Genomic DNA, 17,647 nt, shown 5'->3' with positions numbered 1-17,647 from the left:
CAGGTCGCATCTGCGTGTCCCATTCCGCTGCGACTTCTCTTATCTCGGACCCGAAGGGCTCTTGTGAAGATTCGCCGGATTCTTGCCACGGCTGTTGCCGCCGCAGTGACCACGCCCGTTCTCCTGCTGTCGGTTACCCCCGCGTTCGCCGATGACAAGCCGGCAGCGCAGACGCAGGAGAAGAAGCAGTCCATCGCGGAACTGGAAAAGGCCGCCGCCGCGGCCAAGGCGGTGTACGACGACGCCGTGGCCGCCGAGAGCGCCGCCGAGGCGGCTCTGGAAGCCACCATCGCCGACACCTTCCCCCTGACGGTGGCCGCCAAGGCCGCCGAGGTCGTGGCGGCCGAGGCCGCCACCGCCAAGACCGCTGCCGACCAGGCGGTCACCGATGCCAAGGCGGTCGTCGACGGCCTTCCGGAAACGGCCACCGAGGAGGAGAGGACCGCTGCGGCGACGGCTCTCACCGAGGCGGAGGCCGCCGCTGTGACCGCCGACCAGGCCAAGACCGCCGCCGACGCCGCGGTCGTGACGGCCGTGGACGCGCGGGACGACGCGCGGGTCGAGGCAGCCCGGGCACTGGGCCAGGCGCAGGAGGCCACGAAGGTGGCGCTCGCCGACAAGACCGCTGCGGACAAGGCGCTGGCCGACGCGAAGGAGGAGGCCGAGGAAGAGGGCGAGGACTGCGTCCCCGAGGCCAAGCTCACGACGGTCGTCACGGGCCTGCCGTCCACCGTCGTCGCCGGTACGAAGGTCAACTTCAAGCTCCGGGTGACCAACGGCACCGACAGGACGATGGACGAGGTGCTTCCCTTCGCCTACGTCCACGCGACCGACAAGAGCGGGCTCGACGAGCTCGACGACCTGGTGAAGCTGCAGTGGCTGTCCGGCTCGTCCTCGAAGTGGAAGACCGTCGACAACGAGCACTACATGGACGCCATCAGCCCGCTGAAGGCCGGCGCCCACGCCGACATCAAGATGCGCCTCGCGATCGACGCCGCCGCCCCCGCGGGCAACGGCGTCACCTTCGTCGCCGGTGACTACTTCAACGACAACGGCACCTGCGGCGGAACCCCCGACCTCGAGGGCTACGAGTTCATGATCGCCGCCGCGGGCAGCAAGCCCGGCAAGGTCGACGACGCCAAGCCCGGTGCGACCAAGCCGAACACCTCGGACCTCAAGCCGCAGAGCGGCACGTCGGCCAGTCCCGTGAACGGCAGCCTCGCCGCCACGGGCTCGTCCTCCGCGACGTCGCAGCTCGCCCTCGCGAGCGGCGCGGCCCTGGCGATCGGAGCGGGCGCCATGTTCGTCGTACGCCGCCGCAAGGCCGGCTCCCACGCCTGACGCCTGAGACGGGGCGCGCGGCCACGCACCCTGTATGAGGCCGGGCGCCGGCACGCACCCCGCATGAGTGCGGGGCGCCGGCACGCACCCCGCATGAGTGCGGCCGCCGCCCGGCCTCCGGCCTTCGGACTCACGCGCCGAATGCCCGACGGGCCCGACACCGACCGGTGTCGGGCCCGTCGTGGTGACACGGACGCCCTGTCGAATGCCCTGAACCCGGCAGCTACTCGAGCGGGTTGAGCTTGCGGAAGTACGTCCAGCTGGTCTCGTTCGGCTCGCTCCACTCCTCCGGCGCCCGGGCGAACTCCGGGTGGTGGTCGGCGATGTAGGCACGGGTGCGCTCGGGAACGTCGTCGTACGAGTCCAGCTTGCGGCCCCGGCAGTGGAAGGTGAGGCCGCCGGGCGCCTGGCCACGGGCCATCCACGGGAGCCACGGGGACATCCTGGTCCACGACATGGTGGCAGGGACACCGGGAGCGGGGCCGGCCAGATCGGCGCGGTCGGCGAAGAACTGGAACAGCTCCAAGGCTTTGTACGTGTCGCCGGCCGAGTGGACGGGATACTCGGCCACCGGCAGTGGCGAGGGGTAGGCCAGCGGGATCTCCAGGCTGAAGCAGACCTGTCCGCCGAGCTCGGTCGTCGGGATCGGGAAGGGCCGCCACTTCTGGTTCGCGGGATCGTTCCAGACGTGCACCACCGGCAGGTCCTGCCACGTCTCCAGGATCTCGCGGGTGCCGGGGTCCAGGTAGAAGGCGGCCTCGCGGGTGAGCAGCCGGTAGGCGTCCGGGCCGGCTTCGGCGTCCCGGACCAGCCGGGCGACATTGAGCCCCTCGAAGCCGAACACGCGCTGATAGGGCTCGTCAGGCCCCCAGGAATACACGTCTCCTGACCACCAGTACGTGACGTGCTCGCCGTCGAGCGAGGCGCGGGTGCGGGCGAAGGACCGGAGCAGCTCTGCGGGTGTCGTCCCCGCGTGTGTCGTCATACGGACCACTCTGCGCGGCCGCTGTCCCGGCCGGACGGGAAACACCGCACCCGGGACGGAACAGGCGGGAAGAAGCCGCTGCCACGTCCTCGCCCCCACCGCTTCGCCGGCCTCTTCGGCGGCCGCTGTCCACAGCCCGGACGGAGTCGGGCGGAAACAATCCACCCGCTTTTGATTCGATGGAAGCTTTCGCTCGTTACGGAGCACTATGAATGCGCATTTTGCTCGCGTATCTCCCGTCTCGCACGGTTCCGCAATCGCATGCTCCGCGCGTGCTGTGTTTCGCGGGTGATGTGGAGTGAGAGCCCTCGTTCTCCCGGTCGTAATTACTTGGAGGTTGACCGCTGTCGCTGTGAACGTGAGGCTGCGGGTAATGGAAAGTGGGTGATCATTTTCGTGGTAGAGTGTTAATGAATTCACAGGACGCCGCGATCAAAAGGGGAATGGCGTGAATACCGAGAAGGTTACGGCTCGACGTCTTACGGCCGATGAGGTTTCAGGCTTGGGCCTTCAGGACGGCATCTTCGTCTCGGCGGGAGTGGACGACCTCTCTCTCGACTGCTATGCGCCGGCTTTCCTCACGGAACCGGGCAAGAATTTCGAGGGAGGTGCCTTCGTGGCGAGGACCGTCTTCGGCGAGGAGGTCCACGTACTCCCGGACAATGCCGAAGAGGGCGGCATCTGGATCGCCGACAAGGCCGGGCAGGAAATCGAGGTCCTCCAGAGCGCCGGCGTCCTCCTGAACCTCGCCCTCTTCGTGCCCGCCGGGAACAAGGATTCCCTGGATTCGCTCTACTCCGCCGCGCGGGACGCATTCGGTGCGGGGGTCGTGCAGCGCTGGAGCGAGGAAATCGTCGCGGTGCCGGACGTCAAGGTCGACCTGTACGAGGAGCCGGCCCGGGGCCGGAAGAACACGAACAGCCAGAACCGCGACCGCCGTGCCCTGGACATCTATCCGACCCGCGTGCGGTTCCTGGAGCCCAGCGAAGGCTGGAAGTTCATTGTCGAGCCGCACAAGGAAATCGTCGACGACACACCGACGATCTGACCTGACGGCATTCTGGAAGCCGCATTCCAGAAGCCCGCCGGAGGCCCGAGCCCCTTTCCGGTGATGAATTCGGGAGGGCACAGCGACCAACCGCTCCGGCGGCTGTGGTCAACAGTTCGAACAGACGCCCGGCCGGAATCCCCGGCCGGGCGTCCGCGTGTGCGGACAGAACCCGTGCCCCGTGGAGATCAGCCGCCGGCGGTCCAGGTCCTCGCGTCCCCGTCCGTCGCGGAATTCGCGTGTATGTCGCCGGCCCACTCCGCTTCTGTCTGTGATCGGTAACAGAGGGAGCCTGCTGGGATGTTCGTACGTCTCCATGGGCGCAGGACATCGGCGGAGACGACAAAGGGGCGGGCTGACATGGCGAAGCACAGGGGAAGGGGATGGAACAGCCGGCTTGTCGCGGCAGCCCTCGGGGTGACGACGCTGGCCGCCGCCGCCTCGGTGTGGACCGCGCAGGCCGACCCCCTCGGCGGACGGCAGCCGCAGGCGCGTGTCTCGGCGCCGGGCCCCGAGCAGGAAGTGACCGAGGTGGCGGCGGACATCGCGCACGCGTCGGACCGTGGCGCACGGGGTGTCAACATCACCATCGACGACGGCCCGGACCCGGCCTGGACCCCGCAGGTGCTCCAACTGCTGAAGGACAGTGGTGTGAAGGCCACCTTCTGCATGGTGGGCCCGCAGGCCCAGATGTATCCCGACCTGGTCAAGGAGGTCGTGGCGGACGGGCACCGGCTGTGCAACCACACGGTCTCGCACGACACCACCATGGACACGAAGTCCGAGCAGTACCAGTCCCAGCAGATCCTGGACGCCGAACGCATGATCATCAAGGCGTCCGGCGGCGTACGGTCGCAGTACTACCGGGCCCCGGGCGGTGCCTTCACCCCGTACAGCCGCAAGCTCGCCGCGTCGCACGGAATGCGGCCGCTGGGCTGGAACGTCGACTCCAAGGACTTCGAGCGTCCCGGCGCGGACACCATGGTCGCCACCGTCAGGAACGAGATCTCCGGCGGGCCGACCGTCCTCTTCCACGACGCGGGAGGCGACCGCTCCCAGACCGTGGCAGCGCTGCGCGAGGTACTGCCCTGGCTGAAGGAGCAGGGGTACGTCTTCGGCTTCCCCGTGCGATGAGCGAGGCACCTGCGGGCGCCGCGGTGCGGAACCCCCAGCCACGGAAGGCCTGTACGCGGTCGTCACACACGCAGGTCCAGCAGCATGACGTCATAGAGGTCCGGGTTTCCCAGGTGCGCGCCTCGCCGGTCGTGCGATAGCCCACGCCCGGTAGGCCGCCGACGCGGCCTTGCCGTCCGGGTGGACGTTCGGCAACACCCGTCGGGCCTCGACGCGGTTGAGCAGGGTCTCGTGCAGACACCGCGCGACACCCTGCCCGCGCCACGGTCCGCGTACGGCGAGTTCCATGAGGCCGAAGGTGTGGCACCCGTCCTCGCGCCGCATGTCGTCGGGTACGGGCTCGGTCAGTTCGTCCCACCACCCCGTGTCCGCCTCGACCGCGAAGCCGTACGCGGTGCCGACGGGCTCGCCGTCCTCGGCGGCCGGAGACCGGAGCCTCATGACCGGCCGCCGTCAGCGCTCACGCCGCCGCCATGAGGCGCGAGACGAACGGCGCCCGGCCGGGTGGGGAAGGCGCCGCCTTCCTCCACGCCGTCCTCAGGTGCAGCAGGTGCATCCGGGGCGGCACCCGCATGCGTCTTCCGCCATTGCGGGAACGGCTGTCGCGGGGGGCACACAGCAGCCCTTGCCCTGCCAGGCGTCGCGGCCTTCCTTCACCGCGATGACGGCGATCACCAGAGCGGCGATCGGGTCGGCCCACGACCAGCCCAGGGTGGCGTTCAGGACCAGGCCGACCAGGAGTACGGCGGACAGGTAGGTGCACAAGAGGGTCTGCCTGGAGTCGGCGACCGCACTGGCGGAACCGAGTTCGCGCCCGGCCCCGCGCTGTGCGGCCGACAGGAACGGCATGATCGCGAGTGAGAGGGCGGCGATGACGATGCCGGGGACGGAGCGTTCGGCCTCGCCGGTGCCGGCCAGCGCGCGTACGGCGTCGATGCCGACGTACGCGGCGAGCGCGAAGAAGGAGACGGCGATGATCCGCAGGGTCGTCCTCTCGCGGGCCTCGCGCAGCGCGTGGTCGCGGGCCGAGAACTGCCAGGCGACCGCCGCCGCGGAGGAGACCTCGATGACGGAGTCCAGGCCGAAGCCGATCAGCGCGGTGGAGGAGGCGATCGTCCCCGCGGTGATGGCGACGACGGCTTCGACGAGGTTGTAGGTGATGGTGGCGGCGACCAGCAGCCGTATGCGCCTGGTGAGCGCGTCGCGGCGGGCCGGGGTGGGCCCGAGGGATATCGCGGCCATCTCAGCAGCAGTCCTTCGTCGCCGCGTCCGGGCAGGTCCTGTCCGCCTCGACGGCGACCACAGCGGTGCGCAGATCGTCCAGGGCGTGGCCGAGACGGTCGTCGGCCAGTTCGTAACGGGTCCGCCGGCCGTCGGGCACCGTGACGACCAGTCCGCAGTCGCGCAGGCACGCCAAGTGGTTCGACAGCCGGGTGCGGGAGACGCCGAGCGCGTCGGCGAGATCGGCGGGGTAGGCGGGGGCATCGCGCAGGGCGAGCAGGATGCGGCAGCGGATCGGGTCGGCGAGCGCGCGGCCGAACCGGGTCAGCGCCTCGATGTCACGGGCGAGAGTCAGCACCCGACAGAGAGTACAGCGCATCCTGAATTCAGAAAACCATGAACAGGCGGGGTGCGAGATCAGCGCAGCCCCCACCTTCGAAGGGGAGACCCGTACCCCGAACTCCTCGCCGCGCGCCCGGTCCACGAGGTGGCCGGGGATCACGGAGCGAGTGACGAAGCTCGAACTCGCCCTCCAGGCGCGCGAATCCCCCGCCCCTTGGTCCCGTGTGCAGCGACCACTAGAGTGCGATGCTTGTTCGATTCGCCGTGAGGCGGAGGGGGAGGGGGTTGTGGTGGGCGCACAACTGCGCAGCACTGCCGAGGAATTGGCCGTCATCCTGTGGCGGGAACACACCGTGTACCGGGAGCGGTCCGGCGGTGTGGTCATCCGGGGTGAGCATGTACGGCGGTGGATCAGCCTCGCTCCCGCCGGCGGCCGGGACGAAGTCCTCGTACGCGCGGGGCGCATCCTGGACGGCGGGACCACCGCTCCGGCGCGTTCGGAGGCAGTGGTGCCCCTGACCGCCGGTACGGGCGTGCTCGCCGCGACCTGTCGGCGCCTGCTCTCCGAGGCGGCTGCCGAGGTGGCGCCGGTCGCTCCGGGACGGGCGGCGCCCAAGCGGCCGAAGCAGTTCAAGCGGTCCGGGAAGGCCAAGCGGTCCGGGAAGGCCACGCGGCCCAAGGCCAGGGGGAAGCACACCGGCTTCGGCTCATGGGCGATCCTCGTCTGCGTCGCTGCTGTGATCGCCCTGTACGTCTACAGCACAGCGACGCGCGGCTGACTTCCACGGCCGCCTGGCCGCCTGCCTCTCCGCACGCCCAATCCCACGACGCACCAACCTGGTTGGTGCGCGTTCGCAACGCTTCGGCGCGGCGGAACCGGCAAGGGAAGTGAAGCTCAAGCTCGGCGCCGCGGCCGGCGGCCTCCCAGTGACACCTGTCCACCGCTCAGCGCTCCTTTACCGGGAGGCCGAAACCGGCCGCCCGATTCGAGGAGGCCTTGTTCACTTGCGCATCCACAAACGCACCGCCGTCGCGTTGGCGACAGCACTCATCGGCTCGCTGTCCCTGATCGGGGCGGGAGCGGGGACGGCCACGGCCGAGGAGACGAGTGTGGCGCTGCCCAGCGCCTCGTTCGGGGACATCGTCGTCGACGGAGTGCACGATCGGGTGTTCGTCAGCGATCCGACCGGTGGCAGCATCGTCGTCACCGACTACACGGGCGCGGTTGTCCAGCAGATCACCGCCGAGGAGGGGGCCGCGGGCCTCGTGCTCTCGGCGGACTCCACCAAGCTGTACGTGGCCCTGTCGACGGTCGGTGCGATCGCCGAGATCGACACCGCCACCCTCACCGGGACCGGCCGCTACCCGACCGGAGCGGACACCGCGCCCCAGAGCCTGGCGATGGCGGGCGGCAAGCTGTGGTTCGGCTACACGGTCGGCAGCACCGGCGGCATCGGCTCACTCGACGTGGCCTCTCCGGCCCCGGCGGCGACGCTCGTCCCGAGCGGCCGGTACTGGTACTACGCCCCGGCCCTGGCATCGTCCCCCGCCGACCCGAACGTCCTGGTGGCAGGCGAGGAGGGCGTCAGCCCCGCCTCGCTGGCGGTCTACGACACGGCGGACGGCAGCCTGCGCAAGCGCACCGAGCGCTCCTTCATCTCGGCGCCGTCGATCTCGTATCTCAACGACTTCGCGGTGACGGCGGACGGCCAGAACATCGTCGTCGCGGCGAACAACCCGTCCGAACACCAGATCGTCCGTCTGTCGGACCTGTCGTCGAACGGCTTCCACTCGAGCTGGCAATTCCCGAACGCCGTGGCCGTGGCGGCCGACGGAACAGTGGCGACGGGCGCGGACGGCGACTTCGTGAAGACCTACCGCCCGGGCACCACCTGGCCGGCGTTCCGCGAGTACGTCGTGGACGACCTCCAGCGTGACGGCCTGGCCTGGGCACCGGACGAGAACCGCCTCTTCGCGATCACGGGATTCTCGTACGGCAGCGCTCCCACGCTCCACGTCCTCCCGGACGCCGGCAAGCTGGACACCACCCTCGGCCTCCAGGCCCCCGCGACCTCCCGCAAGGGCCGGGACCTGACCGTCACCGGACAGCTGTCGGCAGCGGAGTCCTTCCCCACCGGCACCACGGTGGAAGTGACACGCACGGACGCGGAACACCCGGCCGGCACACCGGTCGGTTCCTTCCCCCTCTCCACGACGACGGGCGGGTTCACGATCACGGAACGCCCGCGCGAGGCAGGTGACATCACCTACACCGCCACCTACAACGGTGACGGACTGCATACACCCGCGACGGCCCAGGTGACGGTGACGATCACCAGGTAGCCACCCGGAACACCCCACCGAAGGCCCCGGACCAGCCAGGTCCGGGGCCTTCGACCCCAATACGGTTGCGGTACGAGGACGGCGGATGGACCGCGTGGCTCGGGGCCGGACATCAGCGTGTCGCGGAGTTCGGTGGAAACGCGCTCCCTGGGTGCGGTCCCGTCGAGCCGGAGCGTCACGCTGTGCGCCTTGCAGTGGCCGGCCCGGTGCACGCTGCCGTCGGTCCGATTCCGGCTACGCGCGTTCGATGGGCGCGCGCGCTCAGCAGGCGCGGTTGAGGTGAGGCATGGGTACCTGAGACGTGGCCCTCTGCAGCATGCCGATCTTCTGCTGGAGGGGGCGCTGCTGCTCTCCGTGCAGGGCGTTCAGCACCACGATGGCACCGGTGAGGGCTGGAATGACCCACTGCATCAGCGCCAGGTGACTGCGGGCCTTGTCCAGGTCGACGGGGTGGTTGACCGCCTTCTCCAGATCGTCCGGATCGCCGGACGTGGAGAGTTCGAGTTTCTTGCCCAGCACCCGGCTGTACGCGGTCGCGGCCAGCGCGGCCCCGGTCAGCGCCGTCTTGGCAAGGGTCGAGGCGGCGACCCCCTGCTGGGTCTGCACACGGGCGGCGTTGGCGGCCAGCAGGCCGGTGCCACCGATCAGGTGCGCACCGATCGCCACGCCGTTCACCGGTGTCCACTTCGCCCAGCCGGCACTGGCGATCCTGGAGGATTCGTCCTCCGTACGGCCCTCATGCCGGGCGGCGCCGTTCAGGCCGACGGCGCCCATCAGGGACCCGCCGAACCAGGCGGCCATGCCCAGATCGTGCACGCTGCGCAAGACGGTATTGCGTTCCGACATCGTTGCTCCTCACCGAGAGAAGGCCCGAAGGTGTCCCCGGACCACCCCTCACGCTCGCCGCAGTGAAACCGGTGCACCACAGGGACGACGCATCCGGGCTACACGCACACGGCGGTTGGTCGGGCCGGCAGGAGAACCCCGGCCCCCTGGTCCGTCCTGAGCACTGCCTTCGCCCGGTCGCCCGCGCCCCCGTATGCGGGCTTCCGGAAGGTCCGCCGAGCGAACGGCAGCCGTGTACCTGTGTCCGGTCAACGGGTGGCCAGGTGGAGTGGACGATCCGGACACGGCGCAGACACGGTCGCCTCCGGGACAGGCGCTGCCCCAGGACCGACAGGTCCTTCGCCGGTACGCCCTCGCTCGGGCATCCGAGGGCCCTGCGGACGCACCCCTGGAGAAAGGGCGGAGCCGGAGTGTCGGCACCGGCCACGGCGCCGCACCAGCTCTCAGTTCCTCCCGGTGCCTTGGGCGGTACCCCGACCGGCCCGCGCAGGCCACAGGCGCTGCCCACCTTTCCCAACCTGACGGTGACATGGGGAAGCAGAAGCGGTGGCAGGTTCGCGGGCACTCCCCTCGCGCATCTGCCGGACATTACCTCTTACCCGAGTGCTGGAGAATCTGTGTTGGCGGTAGTAGACATTGGGCGGTGGTGTGGCTATTGTTTCTCTCGTAGCCAGAAAGACAGCAGGGCCTGGCAGAGACGAACTGCCTGGCTGAAGTACCCGAAGTTCCCCGCAGATGCAGTTCGCAGGACGGTTCGGCGGTGGAGTCGCGAAGCCAGGTTTCGTGCAGATGGCGACGGGACTGACAGTCGGACCGGGTGGCCCGCAGTGATCAGGGGCCGCCGGGAGCAGTACCCAGCAGTGAAGTGAAGTGAGCAGCACCTCGGTGAAGGCGTCGGCTGCGGGCGCGCGCACCGGGAGGTTCGGCAGTGGGGTTCCAAGCCAGAGCAGATGCAGGACGGGCGACGGGGCTGGCTGTCGAAGAGTGGCGCTACCAAGGGCCACCGAGCAGTACCGGTAGTAGGCGAGTGAATGATCCCTGAGGGAAGAACGGAGGAACCAGGCGCCATCAGGATCGCCCGGGCGGAAGTCTTGAGCCCGGGTACCGCAGGACATCGATAGTGAGGTGGTCTCCGGTCAAGCAACCGCGATCCCCGTACCCCCGACGACAGCATTCAGGTCGGGCATGCGGAAACAAAAGGCCGGCGCAGTATCAGGGCCGGCAGATGGTGTAGCAGTTCCTTCGGGGCCCCGGTGCACATGGCACCGGGGCCCCTCGACGCGTTCCACGAGAGAGGTGCAATGACAGCAGATGACTCCTTCGGTCGTCTCGACGACGACGACTATCCCGCTTACACCATGGGCCGGGCTGCCGAAATGCTCGGCACGACCCAGGGTTTCCTCCGCGCCGTCGGCGAGGCCCGCCTGATCACTCCGCTGCGCTCCGCAGGCGGCCACCGTCGCTACTCCCGCTACCAGCTACGCATCGCGGCCCGCGCCCGGGAGCTCGTCGACGATGGCACTCCCATCGAAGCCGCTTGCCGCATCGTCATTCTCGAAGACCAGCTCGAGGAAGCCCAGCGCATCAACGCCGAGTACCGCCGCACTGCTGAATCGGCGCCCACGACCGCGGCCGAAGACGGCTGACCGGCGGGTGGATACACATGGCGGTGTGGCGCGGGACGCCGCGGGCTGAGAGAGCTCGCGGAGGAATGGGCGGACCAGTTGTCCGGAGACCGGCGGCGAAAGCCCCCAGGCTTCGCCGCGGGACCCGGGGCGAAGCCCTGGCCGTGACCAGACAACGCGGCCTCAGTCCAGGCAGGTGTGTCGAGCCGTGGAACGGGTGACGAGAATCGAACCCGCGCACCGAGCTTCCGAGTTAACGGCGCCTGGGCTGCCGAAGTGGCTCTGACCTGCATGTTTGGCCAAATCGAGTGAGCTCGGCGAGGCCTCTGGACGCCGTGCTTGACCGCTGTTCTCCGCTCCGAAGGGCACGGATGGGGCACGCCGACGGCAGGTCATCAACCTGAGGTGATTTGCCGGAGCGGTGGCAGAAAGCGGAAGCTTTCCGTGGTGCAGACGCTGCGGTGGCGCAGACGTCAGGCCCAGAAGGCATCGGTGACGACGATCTGTGGGTCGGCGTGGCGGCGCATGAAGGTGTAGATGAGCCAGCCGCGTCCGCCGGCCAGGTCCACGATGTGGGGGCCGCCGGGGTTCGTGGAAGCCGGTGGCCGGACGGTCATCCAGTGCGGGAGCGAGACTTCGGCGTCGATTCCCCGGAAGTACGGGTCTTCGGCGGTGATCAGTTTCGCACGAGCACTCATGACGAGGTCACTGCCTTCGGCGGGCATGCTCTGGAAGTCGTGCTGTGCCTGCTTCGTCCAGTCCATCTGCCAAGGCGGCCGGAGTGGTTCGTCGATCACTCTCCGGGCTTCCTCTCGGCGGCTTCGTGCCGGAGGCGGCTGTACTCCTCCAGGAGCCGGATGGATTCCTCGGGGTCATCGGACTCGGCTGCGCGGGCTTCGAGATCGCGAACGTGCGAGTCGAGAACGGGATTTCGCGCGATGGCGTACTGCGTCCACCACAGGCGCATGAAGGCTGGCACGGGGGTGATGCTGAAGGCGTCGCCAATGACGCGCTTCCAGTGGGCCTCGAAGTCCGGGAGGAGGTGTGGGGCGTGTTCCTGAATGGCCAACCGGAGTGCTTGAGGCGTGCGTTCGGGCGCGTGCGTTCGGGCATGGGTGGCAACCGCAGGGGTTCCCCCTCGTACCCATCGAAGTGGAGTGCGTGGGCGGGCATGGTTCGGGCTCCTTGATAGGAAGGGTGGTCAGGCCGCCGGTTCTTACGCTTTTTGGAGGGGCTCTGACCTGCGATTTCGGGATGCGCAGGTGGATGGCTTCCTGCCTCTGGGAGCCGTATCTGACCGCTGTTGTCCGCTCTGCTGGGCACGGATGGGGCACGAGAGCTGGCAGTGCGACGCGTGTTCCGGGCGGGCCGACGAGTCAGAGGGGGACGACGCGGACCTGGTTGCCACAGAGCTTGGTCATGTCGTCGCCGTCGGAGGTCAGGAGGGCGACGGGTTTCGGCTGACGTAGGGCGACCTCGGCGACCGTCGCATCGATGGCGTACTTGTGCCCGTGCAGCCCAACGCCCTTGAGCAGTTCCGCTGCAGCTTTCGCCGCTTGTTCGGTGACCGGCTCCACTTTGACCCGGGAGAGGGCCCAGTTCAGGCGAGGCATGTTGGTGCGGGAGTGGCTGACTTCCGCGATGGTATTGGCCCCGATCACCAGGTCGGCTCCCATGTCGTGGAAGATCTGAAGCATCGCGAGGAGCTTGCGGTCCTGCGCGATCCAGGCGGAGAGCCCTTCCGAGTCCAGGACGACGGTTTCGATGCGCTCGCTCACGCGGCGTCCGCGTCCTTCGCTGAGCCGGCGGTGCCGAAGATCTTCGCGCGGGCTTCGGCGAGTTCCTCGTCGCTGAAGCCTCCATGCTCTTCCTCGTGGCGGCGGAGGTCGTCGCCCAGGAGCTGGTGCCTGATCTGGCGGGCCACGGCTTCCGCTACATAGCCGGAGACGTTGTCCGTGAGCTTGCGGAGCTCCGCCACCTGAGCGCTGGGGAGCGTGACGGTGATGCGAGTCGTTGAGGACATAAGTCCAAGCATGCTGGAGTATGCGCGAGAGGGTTTGGGTTTGCGGCACCGATCGTTCCGGTCAAGGTCTCGCGACTGGAGGGTGCGGCTTCCGGCGCTGGGAGTATCCGCCCTCAGGCCATCCGCGTATTGGTTGGAAGGGCGGTTCGAGATAGCAGCGGCCATCGCTTTGTGGCCCCCAGTCCCAGGGCTCCTCCAGGAAAGGCTCAGGCGCGGGGACGTCGTGGCCCCATGCTTCGAGCGCCTTCCGGGCAACACGCCGGTTGGGGTCATCGCCGCTGGTGTCCAGGATGGCGCGCGCGTGCACGGCGAGGTGATCGCGGTGCTCGGCGAGCGCGGGGTGCTCGGCGAGGATGAGCGCGGCGATAACGGCGGCTTCGCGCACGTCCTCGTGGCTGTCTCGGAGGAAGGGCGAGACAGCCTGATAGAACATCGGGCGCAGGTCCCGGAAGGACGCCACGATGGTGCCGGGGGCTAGGAGGTCAGGGAAGTACTGCTCCGTGCGGCCCACGATCTCGTCGGAGGCGTCGTAGGCCGTGGAAACCAACCAGTTCAACAGTGCCGCGCGGATGGGGACGTTGCGATGAGCAGCCTGAGGTGCATCCTGCCGAGCACGTCCGGTCTGTGCGCGGCCCTCAGTCTTCGTGCGGAGCCTCCTGCTCCTGGAGTCGCTCGCCGATGTCGCCGGCCCATGTCTGTGCCCACTGCCGCAGCCTGGTGATTGCTTGCTCGTCGAGTCCGTAGGCGGTGAATTCCGTGTCGTCGATCCAGTCGGCTCCGCCCAGTCGAGCTTGCAGCTCGCTCAGGTCGAAGGAGTCGCGGGCATGGCGCCGTCCGAGCTCTTCGAGTTCGACGTGACTCCAGTGGTTCGCTGCGGCCTGAACGTCGATCAGGTCTCTGGCGAGCCCGCGGTCGGACAGCGCGCGGACCTTGGTTCCAACGACATCTTCGAGTGACAGCACCAAGCCGTGCTCGGTGTGCACAGGCGGTCGCCAGAGGGCTTCCTTGAGGATGTCGACTTCGCACTCTTCACGGCTGGTGGGATCGGTGACGATCAGGCGCGCGGACAGCGGGTCTGTCTCCAGAGCGCTGACCTGCCACCCGCGCTGCTCCAAGCCGATGCGCACGGCAGTCGCAATGTCCTCCATGCGCTCGGGGTTCTCGGTCGCGACGTCGAGGTCCTGGCTGAGCCGGTCGACGAGGCCGTGCGCCTGGACCGCATAGCCACCGGTAAGCGCCAGAGGGTATGCACCGCCTACGGCAAGCACGTCAGCAAGCAAGCGACGGTGCAGGTCGGTCAGGTTCACGCCGCGGCCTGGGCCCTGTGAGCCAACTCGTCGAAGGAGCGTTCCCAGACTTCACGGACATCACGGCTGATCAGCATGCGCAGTGTGGGCCACAGGCTGATGAGAAGGCCATGATTGAGGTACCGGATCAGATCGTCATGCTGGCCCTCGGCCAGGACGATGCGGTAGTAGCTCATCCGCAACCGGGGCTGATCGAGGTTGAAAGTGGTCAGTCCCGACCACGCCAGGTGGAGTGGCAGGCTCACTGTGCCGTGCTCGGGGCCGACGAGCTCGGAGAGCGCCGCGGGTGCCCGCCGGGCGAACTTGGCCCGGCGGAGATCGGAAAGACTGGGCTGTGATGCCATACCCCGATTATCCAGGGAGGGGCCGCTGGTGGCCGACCGGACAGTGACAAGGTGCTGCATACAAAGAAGCCCCCGGCCGCTGGCCTGGGGCTTTTTCATGGAGCGGGTGACGAGAATCGAACTCGCGCTCTGAGCTTGGGAATCAACGGTTCTTACGCTGCTGGAGGGGCTCTGACCTGCGGTTTCGGATCGGGCAGGTGGATGGCTCCCGGTCTCTGGGAACCGTATCTGACCGCTGTTGTCCGCTCTGCTGGGCACGGATGGGGCACGAGAGCCGGCAGTGCGACGCGTGCTCCGGGCGGGCCGACTGGTCAGAGAGGGATGATGCGAACCTGGCTGCCGCAGAGCTTGGTCGTGTCGTCGCTGTCGGAGGTCAGCAGGGCGACGGGTTTCGTCTGGCGGAGCGCGACCTCGGCGACCGTGGCGTTCGATGGCGTACTTGTGCCCGTGCAGTCCGGCACCTTTGAGCAGCTCCGCTGCCACCTTGATGCGGGACAGCGTCCAGTTCAGGCGAGGCATGTTGGTGCGGGAGTGGGTCACTTCCACGATGGTGTTGGCCCCGACGACCAGGTCGGCTCCCAGGTCGTGGAAGACCTGAAGCGTCGCGAGGACCTTGCGGTCCTGCGCGATCCAGGCGGACAGCCCTTCCGAGTCCAGGACGACGGTTTCGATGCGCTCGCTCACGCGGCGTCCGCATCCTTGGAAGAGCCGGCGGAGCCGAAGATCCTCGCGCGGGCCTCGGCGAGCTCCTCGTCGCTGAAGGCCCCGTGCTCCTCCTCATGGCGACGAAGGTCGTCGCCCAGGAGCTGGTGCCGGATCTGGCGCGCTACGGCTTCCGCCACGTAGCCGGAGACGTTGTCCGTGAGCTTGCGGAGCTCCGCCACCTGGTCGCTGGGGAGCGTGACGGTGATGCGAGTCGTTGAGGACATACGCCAAGCATGCCGGAGTATGCACAGGAGGGCTTGTGGCTTCCCCGGACGCTCCACAGTCGAGGTCGCATGATGAAAGCGGCGCGGCTTTTGCCGCTCCCAGCTATTCGCAGCGGAATGAGAGCCCGCAGCGATGCCCGTGGTACCGGCGGCCCGGCACTCGACCGGGCATGGGCGTTTTGGGGTCTGGCAGGGCGCCGGACCCGCCCTGCCAGGTGTGTACTGCGGTTCGTGCGCATGGTGATTTGGTAACTAGGACTCTTCGAGGGACCCAGGCTCTCGGGGCAGTGCTCCGCGACCCAATTTGCTCGAGAGGTCAGCTATGCACGGGTACCTCGTCTCCTGAGCGTGCTTGCCGATGGAGTTCTGTCGCTGCTACCCACTGGGATCCGAGGGCCCTGATGCGCTGTCCTGCTGTGTGGACGCTGGCCGTGCAGCGGTAACGCTGCTCAAGGCGTTGAAGTACGCCGATTCGGGAAGAAGCCAGGAAGTCGAGGGCTTCCACGACCGTACCCTCGTCGACACGGTACTCACGGGTCCGAAGCTCGCGTCGAATCGACGTGAGATCGAGCCAACCACCCTCTTCCAGTGGGTCCTGTGCTTCCGCATTCAAGATGTCGACCAGCGCGTACTCGAGTCGGCTGCGCATGTCCTGGGCCTCCCAGTACCCGCGCAAGGCGTCGCCGCGCTGAGCTGCCTTCAGGGCTGGGTCAACGAGGGGCGCCAGTTGGATCAGGGTGAGCGGCGTCTGCTCCTGATGACGGACGACTTCGGCCAGCAGCCCGGTGTCGATCACGGCGATGGCGGGATCGTCGTCGGCTTCCTTGAGCATGCGACGTTCAAAGCCTGGCCCGATGAGAAGGTGAACATGAGCCCCGACCCTCGCTCGGTGTTCCGACAACCCGAACAACGGCTGGCCCCTGACCGGACCAGTGGCCGAAGTCTTCGCTTCGATAGCCAGGATCCGCGAGTCCGTACCGACACCGAATCGCACATGGCCGTCCACCGCTCCAGGGCCGCCCACGTGCTGACCTGGCATGCCCAGGTAGCCCAGCGCGACGACGGCGGCCTTCTCCAAGCGCTTGGGGTTAGCGCTGTCCCGTGCAGCATCCTCCAGCTCCGCTGCGATGTGCGAGCCCAGGAAACTGGTTTGGTGATTGATGCCGGTAGGGCTGTCGCGGTGGTGGTTTTCGGTGGCTCCGTCGGACAGTGCGTAATCCGCAGAGTTGTCCGGCTGGAAGCCGGGCAGCGACTCCTTGAACGCTCGTCCGAGAGCCGTCGTACGGTAAGTGGTCTGCGAGAGCCGGGTGACGAGCCCACAGGCATCCAGCAGGTTCAGACGGGTATTGACCGCGCTGCGGGACAGAGGCTTCCCGCGGTTGGGGAGGTAAAGCGAACTGCGTTCCGTAATCGTGCCGGTCGTGGGTCGAAGCGTCTGGTCAAGCTCGCCCAGCACCTCGCCGAAGAATGCGATCGAGGCGTGAACAATGCGTGCGAGGTCCAGCGGTTCACCAGACTCGACCCAAGCAAGGGCAGCGGGCGTGGCGGTCCAGCTCTCGGATGACGTCCGCTGAATCAGTCCGAGTGCCTTCAGAGTATCCTTGGCCGTTCGTGCCGTGGCCACAGTTTGGGCCTTGGGGAACGTGCTCTGCACGGATCGCACGAAGTCCGCGTCACTGATCGAGGGAATGGCCTCCTCGGTGAGCACCTGCAGTGCATCCAGGACCCCGCCGTTAGCGGCGACTCCCGGAATATAGAGATTCGCGCCGTCCGCCCTCTCCTTGAGGCCGGTTTGGTCGAGCTGTTCGACAAGCCTGGCGATGGCTTTGGGTGTGGGGCCGAGCTGCACGACGGTGTCGGTCTCGTCGGGATCGGGCTTGCCCAGCTCCATGGCCGCAAGGACGCGTCGGCCTGTCTCCGTCAGGTGAACCTGACGGTCGAAGAGGTCAACCATTCCTGTGACAGCGAGCCAACCTGTGCGGTCGCGCACAGGGGCCGCGGTGTCCCACTGCAGGTCGAAGTCGTCGCGGGCCAGCTCCAGCAACTGATCATGTGTACGAGGCCCGGAGGACAAGGCGCCCATGGCTTCGCCCACGAACCTGACGTTGCAGTGGAGCGCTTCCACGAGCACGGCTGGGTCGCCACTTTGATGCCAGGCG

At 68.0% G+C, this 17,647-nt stretch carries 20 protein-coding genes and 1 pseudogene; 6 read left to right on the top strand and 15 right to left on the bottom strand.

Annotated elements, in window-relative coordinates:
• Positions 1-63 precede the first annotated feature (63 nt).
• Positions 64-1,341 (top strand): LAETG motif-containing sortase-dependent surface protein, encoded by a 1,278-nt coding sequence (locus ACFWVP_RS07735; protein WP_384494460.1) that lies wholly within the window; start codon positions 64-66, stop codon positions 1,339-1,341.
• 223 nt (positions 1,342-1,564) lie between these two features.
• On the opposite strand, the gene ACFWVP_RS07730 is transcribed toward ACFWVP_RS07735, so the two are convergent.
• Positions 1,565-2,326: a DUF1838 family protein gene (locus ACFWVP_RS07730; protein ID WP_384494458.1), complete on the bottom strand. Its 762-nt coding sequence runs from the start codon at positions 2,324-2,326 to the stop codon at positions 1,565-1,567.
• A 448-nt stretch (positions 2,327-2,774) separates the two neighbouring features.
• Between ACFWVP_RS07730 and ACFWVP_RS07725 the strand changes: the two genes are divergently transcribed.
• Entirely contained in the window at positions 2,775-3,374 is a 600-nt protein-coding gene (locus ACFWVP_RS07725; RefSeq protein WP_384494456.1) for a hypothetical protein, read from the top strand.
• A gap of 360 nt (positions 3,375-3,734) precedes the next feature.
• Positions 3,735-4,508 (top strand): polysaccharide deacetylase family protein, encoded by a 774-nt coding sequence (locus ACFWVP_RS07720; protein WP_384494455.1) that lies wholly within the window; start codon positions 3,735-3,737, stop codon positions 4,506-4,508.
• 90 nt (positions 4,509-4,598) lie between these two features.
• On the opposite strand, the gene ACFWVP_RS07715 is transcribed toward ACFWVP_RS07720, so the two are convergent.
• The 3 genes from ACFWVP_RS07715 to ACFWVP_RS07705 form a co-directional block, all read right to left on the bottom strand.
• Positions 4,599-4,949: a hypothetical protein gene (locus ACFWVP_RS07715; RefSeq protein ID WP_384494454.1), complete on the bottom strand. Its 351-nt coding sequence runs from the start codon at positions 4,947-4,949 to the stop codon at positions 4,599-4,601.
• A gap of 96 nt (positions 4,950-5,045) precedes the next feature.
• Positions 5,046-5,750, bottom strand: coding sequence for a cation transporter (locus tag ACFWVP_RS07710; RefSeq protein ID WP_384494452.1), 705 nt, complete (start codon positions 5,748-5,750; stop codon positions 5,046-5,048).
• A 1-nt stretch (position 5,751) separates the two neighbouring features.
• Positions 5,752-6,087 (bottom strand): ArsR/SmtB family transcription factor, encoded by a 336-nt coding sequence (locus ACFWVP_RS07705; protein ID WP_384494450.1) that lies wholly within the window; start codon positions 6,085-6,087, stop codon positions 5,752-5,754.
• Positions 6,088-6,361: 274 nt separating this feature from the next.
• On the opposite strand from ACFWVP_RS07705, the gene ACFWVP_RS07700 reads away from it, so the two are divergent.
• Positions 6,362-6,850 carry a hypothetical protein gene (locus ACFWVP_RS07700; RefSeq protein ID WP_384494733.1) on the top strand — a complete coding sequence of 163 codons (489 nt, stop codon included), beginning with the start codon at positions 6,362-6,364 and terminating at the stop codon, positions 6,848-6,850.
• Positions 6,851-7,076: 226 nt separating this feature from the next.
• Positions 7,077-8,414, top strand: coding sequence for a YncE family protein (locus ACFWVP_RS07695; RefSeq protein WP_384494448.1), 1,338 nt, complete (start codon positions 7,077-7,079; stop codon positions 8,412-8,414).
• A gap of 261 nt (positions 8,415-8,675) precedes the next feature.
• Here the strand turns inward: ACFWVP_RS07695 and ACFWVP_RS07690 are convergent, their stop codons facing one another.
• The gene (locus ACFWVP_RS07690) at positions 8,676-9,260 is read right to left on the bottom strand and encodes a hypothetical protein (RefSeq protein ID WP_384494446.1); all 585 of its coding nucleotides are present in this window, start codon (positions 9,258-9,260) and stop codon (positions 8,676-8,678) included.
• A gap of 1,301 nt (positions 9,261-10,561) precedes the next feature.
• Between ACFWVP_RS07690 and ACFWVP_RS07685 the strand changes: the two genes are divergently transcribed.
• Positions 10,562-10,906 (top strand): MerR family transcriptional regulator, encoded by a 345-nt coding sequence (locus ACFWVP_RS07685; protein WP_384494445.1) that lies wholly within the window; start codon positions 10,562-10,564, stop codon positions 10,904-10,906.
• Positions 10,907-11,358: 452 nt separating this feature from the next.
• Here the strand turns inward: ACFWVP_RS07685 and ACFWVP_RS07680 are convergent, their stop codons facing one another.
• The 10 genes and pseudogenes from ACFWVP_RS07680 to ACFWVP_RS07635 all read right to left on the bottom strand — a co-directional run bounded on the left by ACFWVP_RS07680 (position 11,359) and on the right by ACFWVP_RS07635 (position 17,583).
• Positions 11,359-11,682: a hypothetical protein gene (locus ACFWVP_RS07680; RefSeq protein ID WP_384494443.1), complete on the bottom strand. Its 324-nt coding sequence runs from the start codon at positions 11,680-11,682 to the stop codon at positions 11,359-11,361.
• Complete coding sequence (locus ACFWVP_RS07675) at positions 11,679-11,954, bottom strand: hypothetical protein (RefSeq protein WP_384494441.1); 276 nt, start codon at positions 11,952-11,954, stop codon at positions 11,679-11,681. Before ACFWVP_RS07675 ends, ACFWVP_RS07680 begins: the two co-directional genes overlap by 4 nt.
• 307 nt (positions 11,955-12,261) lie before the next feature.
• A complete protein-coding gene (locus ACFWVP_RS07670; RefSeq protein WP_384494440.1) occupies positions 12,262-12,663 on the bottom strand; it encodes a DNA-binding protein in 402 nt (133 codons plus the stop codon).
• Positions 12,660-12,908 (bottom strand): hypothetical protein, encoded by a 249-nt coding sequence (locus ACFWVP_RS07665; protein ID WP_384494438.1) that lies wholly within the window; start codon positions 12,906-12,908, stop codon positions 12,660-12,662. Before ACFWVP_RS07665 ends, ACFWVP_RS07670 begins: the two co-directional genes overlap by 4 nt.
• Positions 12,909-12,969: 61 nt before the next feature.
• Positions 12,970-13,455 carry a hypothetical protein gene (locus tag ACFWVP_RS07660; protein ID WP_384494437.1) on the bottom strand — a complete coding sequence of 162 codons (486 nt, stop codon included), beginning with the start codon at positions 13,453-13,455 and terminating at the stop codon, positions 12,970-12,972.
• A gap of 88 nt (positions 13,456-13,543) precedes the next feature.
• Complete coding sequence (locus tag ACFWVP_RS07655; protein WP_384494436.1) at positions 13,544-14,215, bottom strand: nucleotidyl transferase AbiEii/AbiGii toxin family protein; 672 nt, start codon at positions 14,213-14,215, stop codon at positions 13,544-13,546.
• Entirely contained in the window at positions 14,212-14,559 is a 348-nt protein-coding gene (locus ACFWVP_RS07650) for a transcriptional regulator (RefSeq protein ID WP_275536047.1), read from the bottom strand. Before ACFWVP_RS07650 ends, ACFWVP_RS07655 begins: the two co-directional genes overlap by 4 nt.
• 311 nt (positions 14,560-14,870) lie before the next feature.
• A pseudogene (locus ACFWVP_RS07645) lies at positions 14,871-15,243 on the bottom strand (DNA-binding protein).
• Positions 15,240-15,488: a hypothetical protein gene (locus tag ACFWVP_RS07640; RefSeq protein ID WP_384494434.1), complete on the bottom strand. Its 249-nt coding sequence runs from the start codon at positions 15,486-15,488 to the stop codon at positions 15,240-15,242. Before ACFWVP_RS07640 ends, ACFWVP_RS07645 begins: the two are co-directional and overlap by 4 nt.
• Before the next feature lie 316 nt (positions 15,489-15,804).
• A complete protein-coding gene (locus tag ACFWVP_RS07635) occupies positions 15,805-17,583 on the bottom strand; it encodes a hypothetical protein (RefSeq protein ID WP_384494432.1) in 1,779 nt (592 codons plus the stop codon).
• Positions 17,584-17,647: the final 64 nt, after the last annotated feature.

Source organism: Streptomyces sp. NPDC058637, from assembly GCF_042717325.1.
In the GTDB taxonomy this organism is placed as follows: domain Bacteria; phylum Actinomycetota; class Actinomycetes; order Streptomycetales; family Streptomycetaceae; genus Streptomyces.
The sequence above is the reverse complement of the archived record's forward strand: the minus strand, read 5'-3'. Positions and strand labels throughout refer to the sequence as shown.

Coding starts and splice junctions, on each gene's coding strand:
- ACFWVP_RS07650 (WP_275536047.1), bottom strand. CDS start 14,559: ATGGCATCACAGCCCAGTCTTTCCGATCTCCGCCGGGCCAAGTTCGCC.
- ACFWVP_RS07730 (WP_384494458.1), bottom strand. CDS start 2,326: ATGACGACACACGCGGGGACGACACCCGCAGAGCTGCTCCGGTCCTTC.
- ACFWVP_RS07685 (WP_384494445.1), top strand. CDS start 10,562: ATGACAGCAGATGACTCCTTCGGTCGTCTCGACGACGACGACTATCCC.
- ACFWVP_RS07720 (WP_384494455.1), top strand. CDS start 3,735: ATGGCGAAGCACAGGGGAAGGGGATGGAACAGCCGGCTTGTCGCGGCA.
- ACFWVP_RS07640 (WP_384494434.1), bottom strand. CDS start 15,488: ATGTCCTCAACGACTCGCATCACCGTCACGCTCCCCAGCGACCAGGTG.
- ACFWVP_RS07715 (WP_384494454.1), bottom strand. CDS start 4,949: ATGAGGCTCCGGTCTCCGGCCGCCGAGGACGGCGAGCCCGTCGGCACC.
- ACFWVP_RS07690 (WP_384494446.1), bottom strand. CDS start 9,260: ATGTCGGAACGCAATACCGTCTTGCGCAGCGTGCACGATCTGGGCATG.
- ACFWVP_RS07710 (WP_384494452.1), bottom strand. CDS start 5,750: ATGGCCGCGATATCCCTCGGGCCCACCCCGGCCCGCCGCGACGCGCTC.
- ACFWVP_RS07665 (WP_384494438.1), bottom strand. CDS start 12,908: ATGTCCTCAACGACTCGCATCACCGTCACGCTCCCCAGCGCTCAGGTG.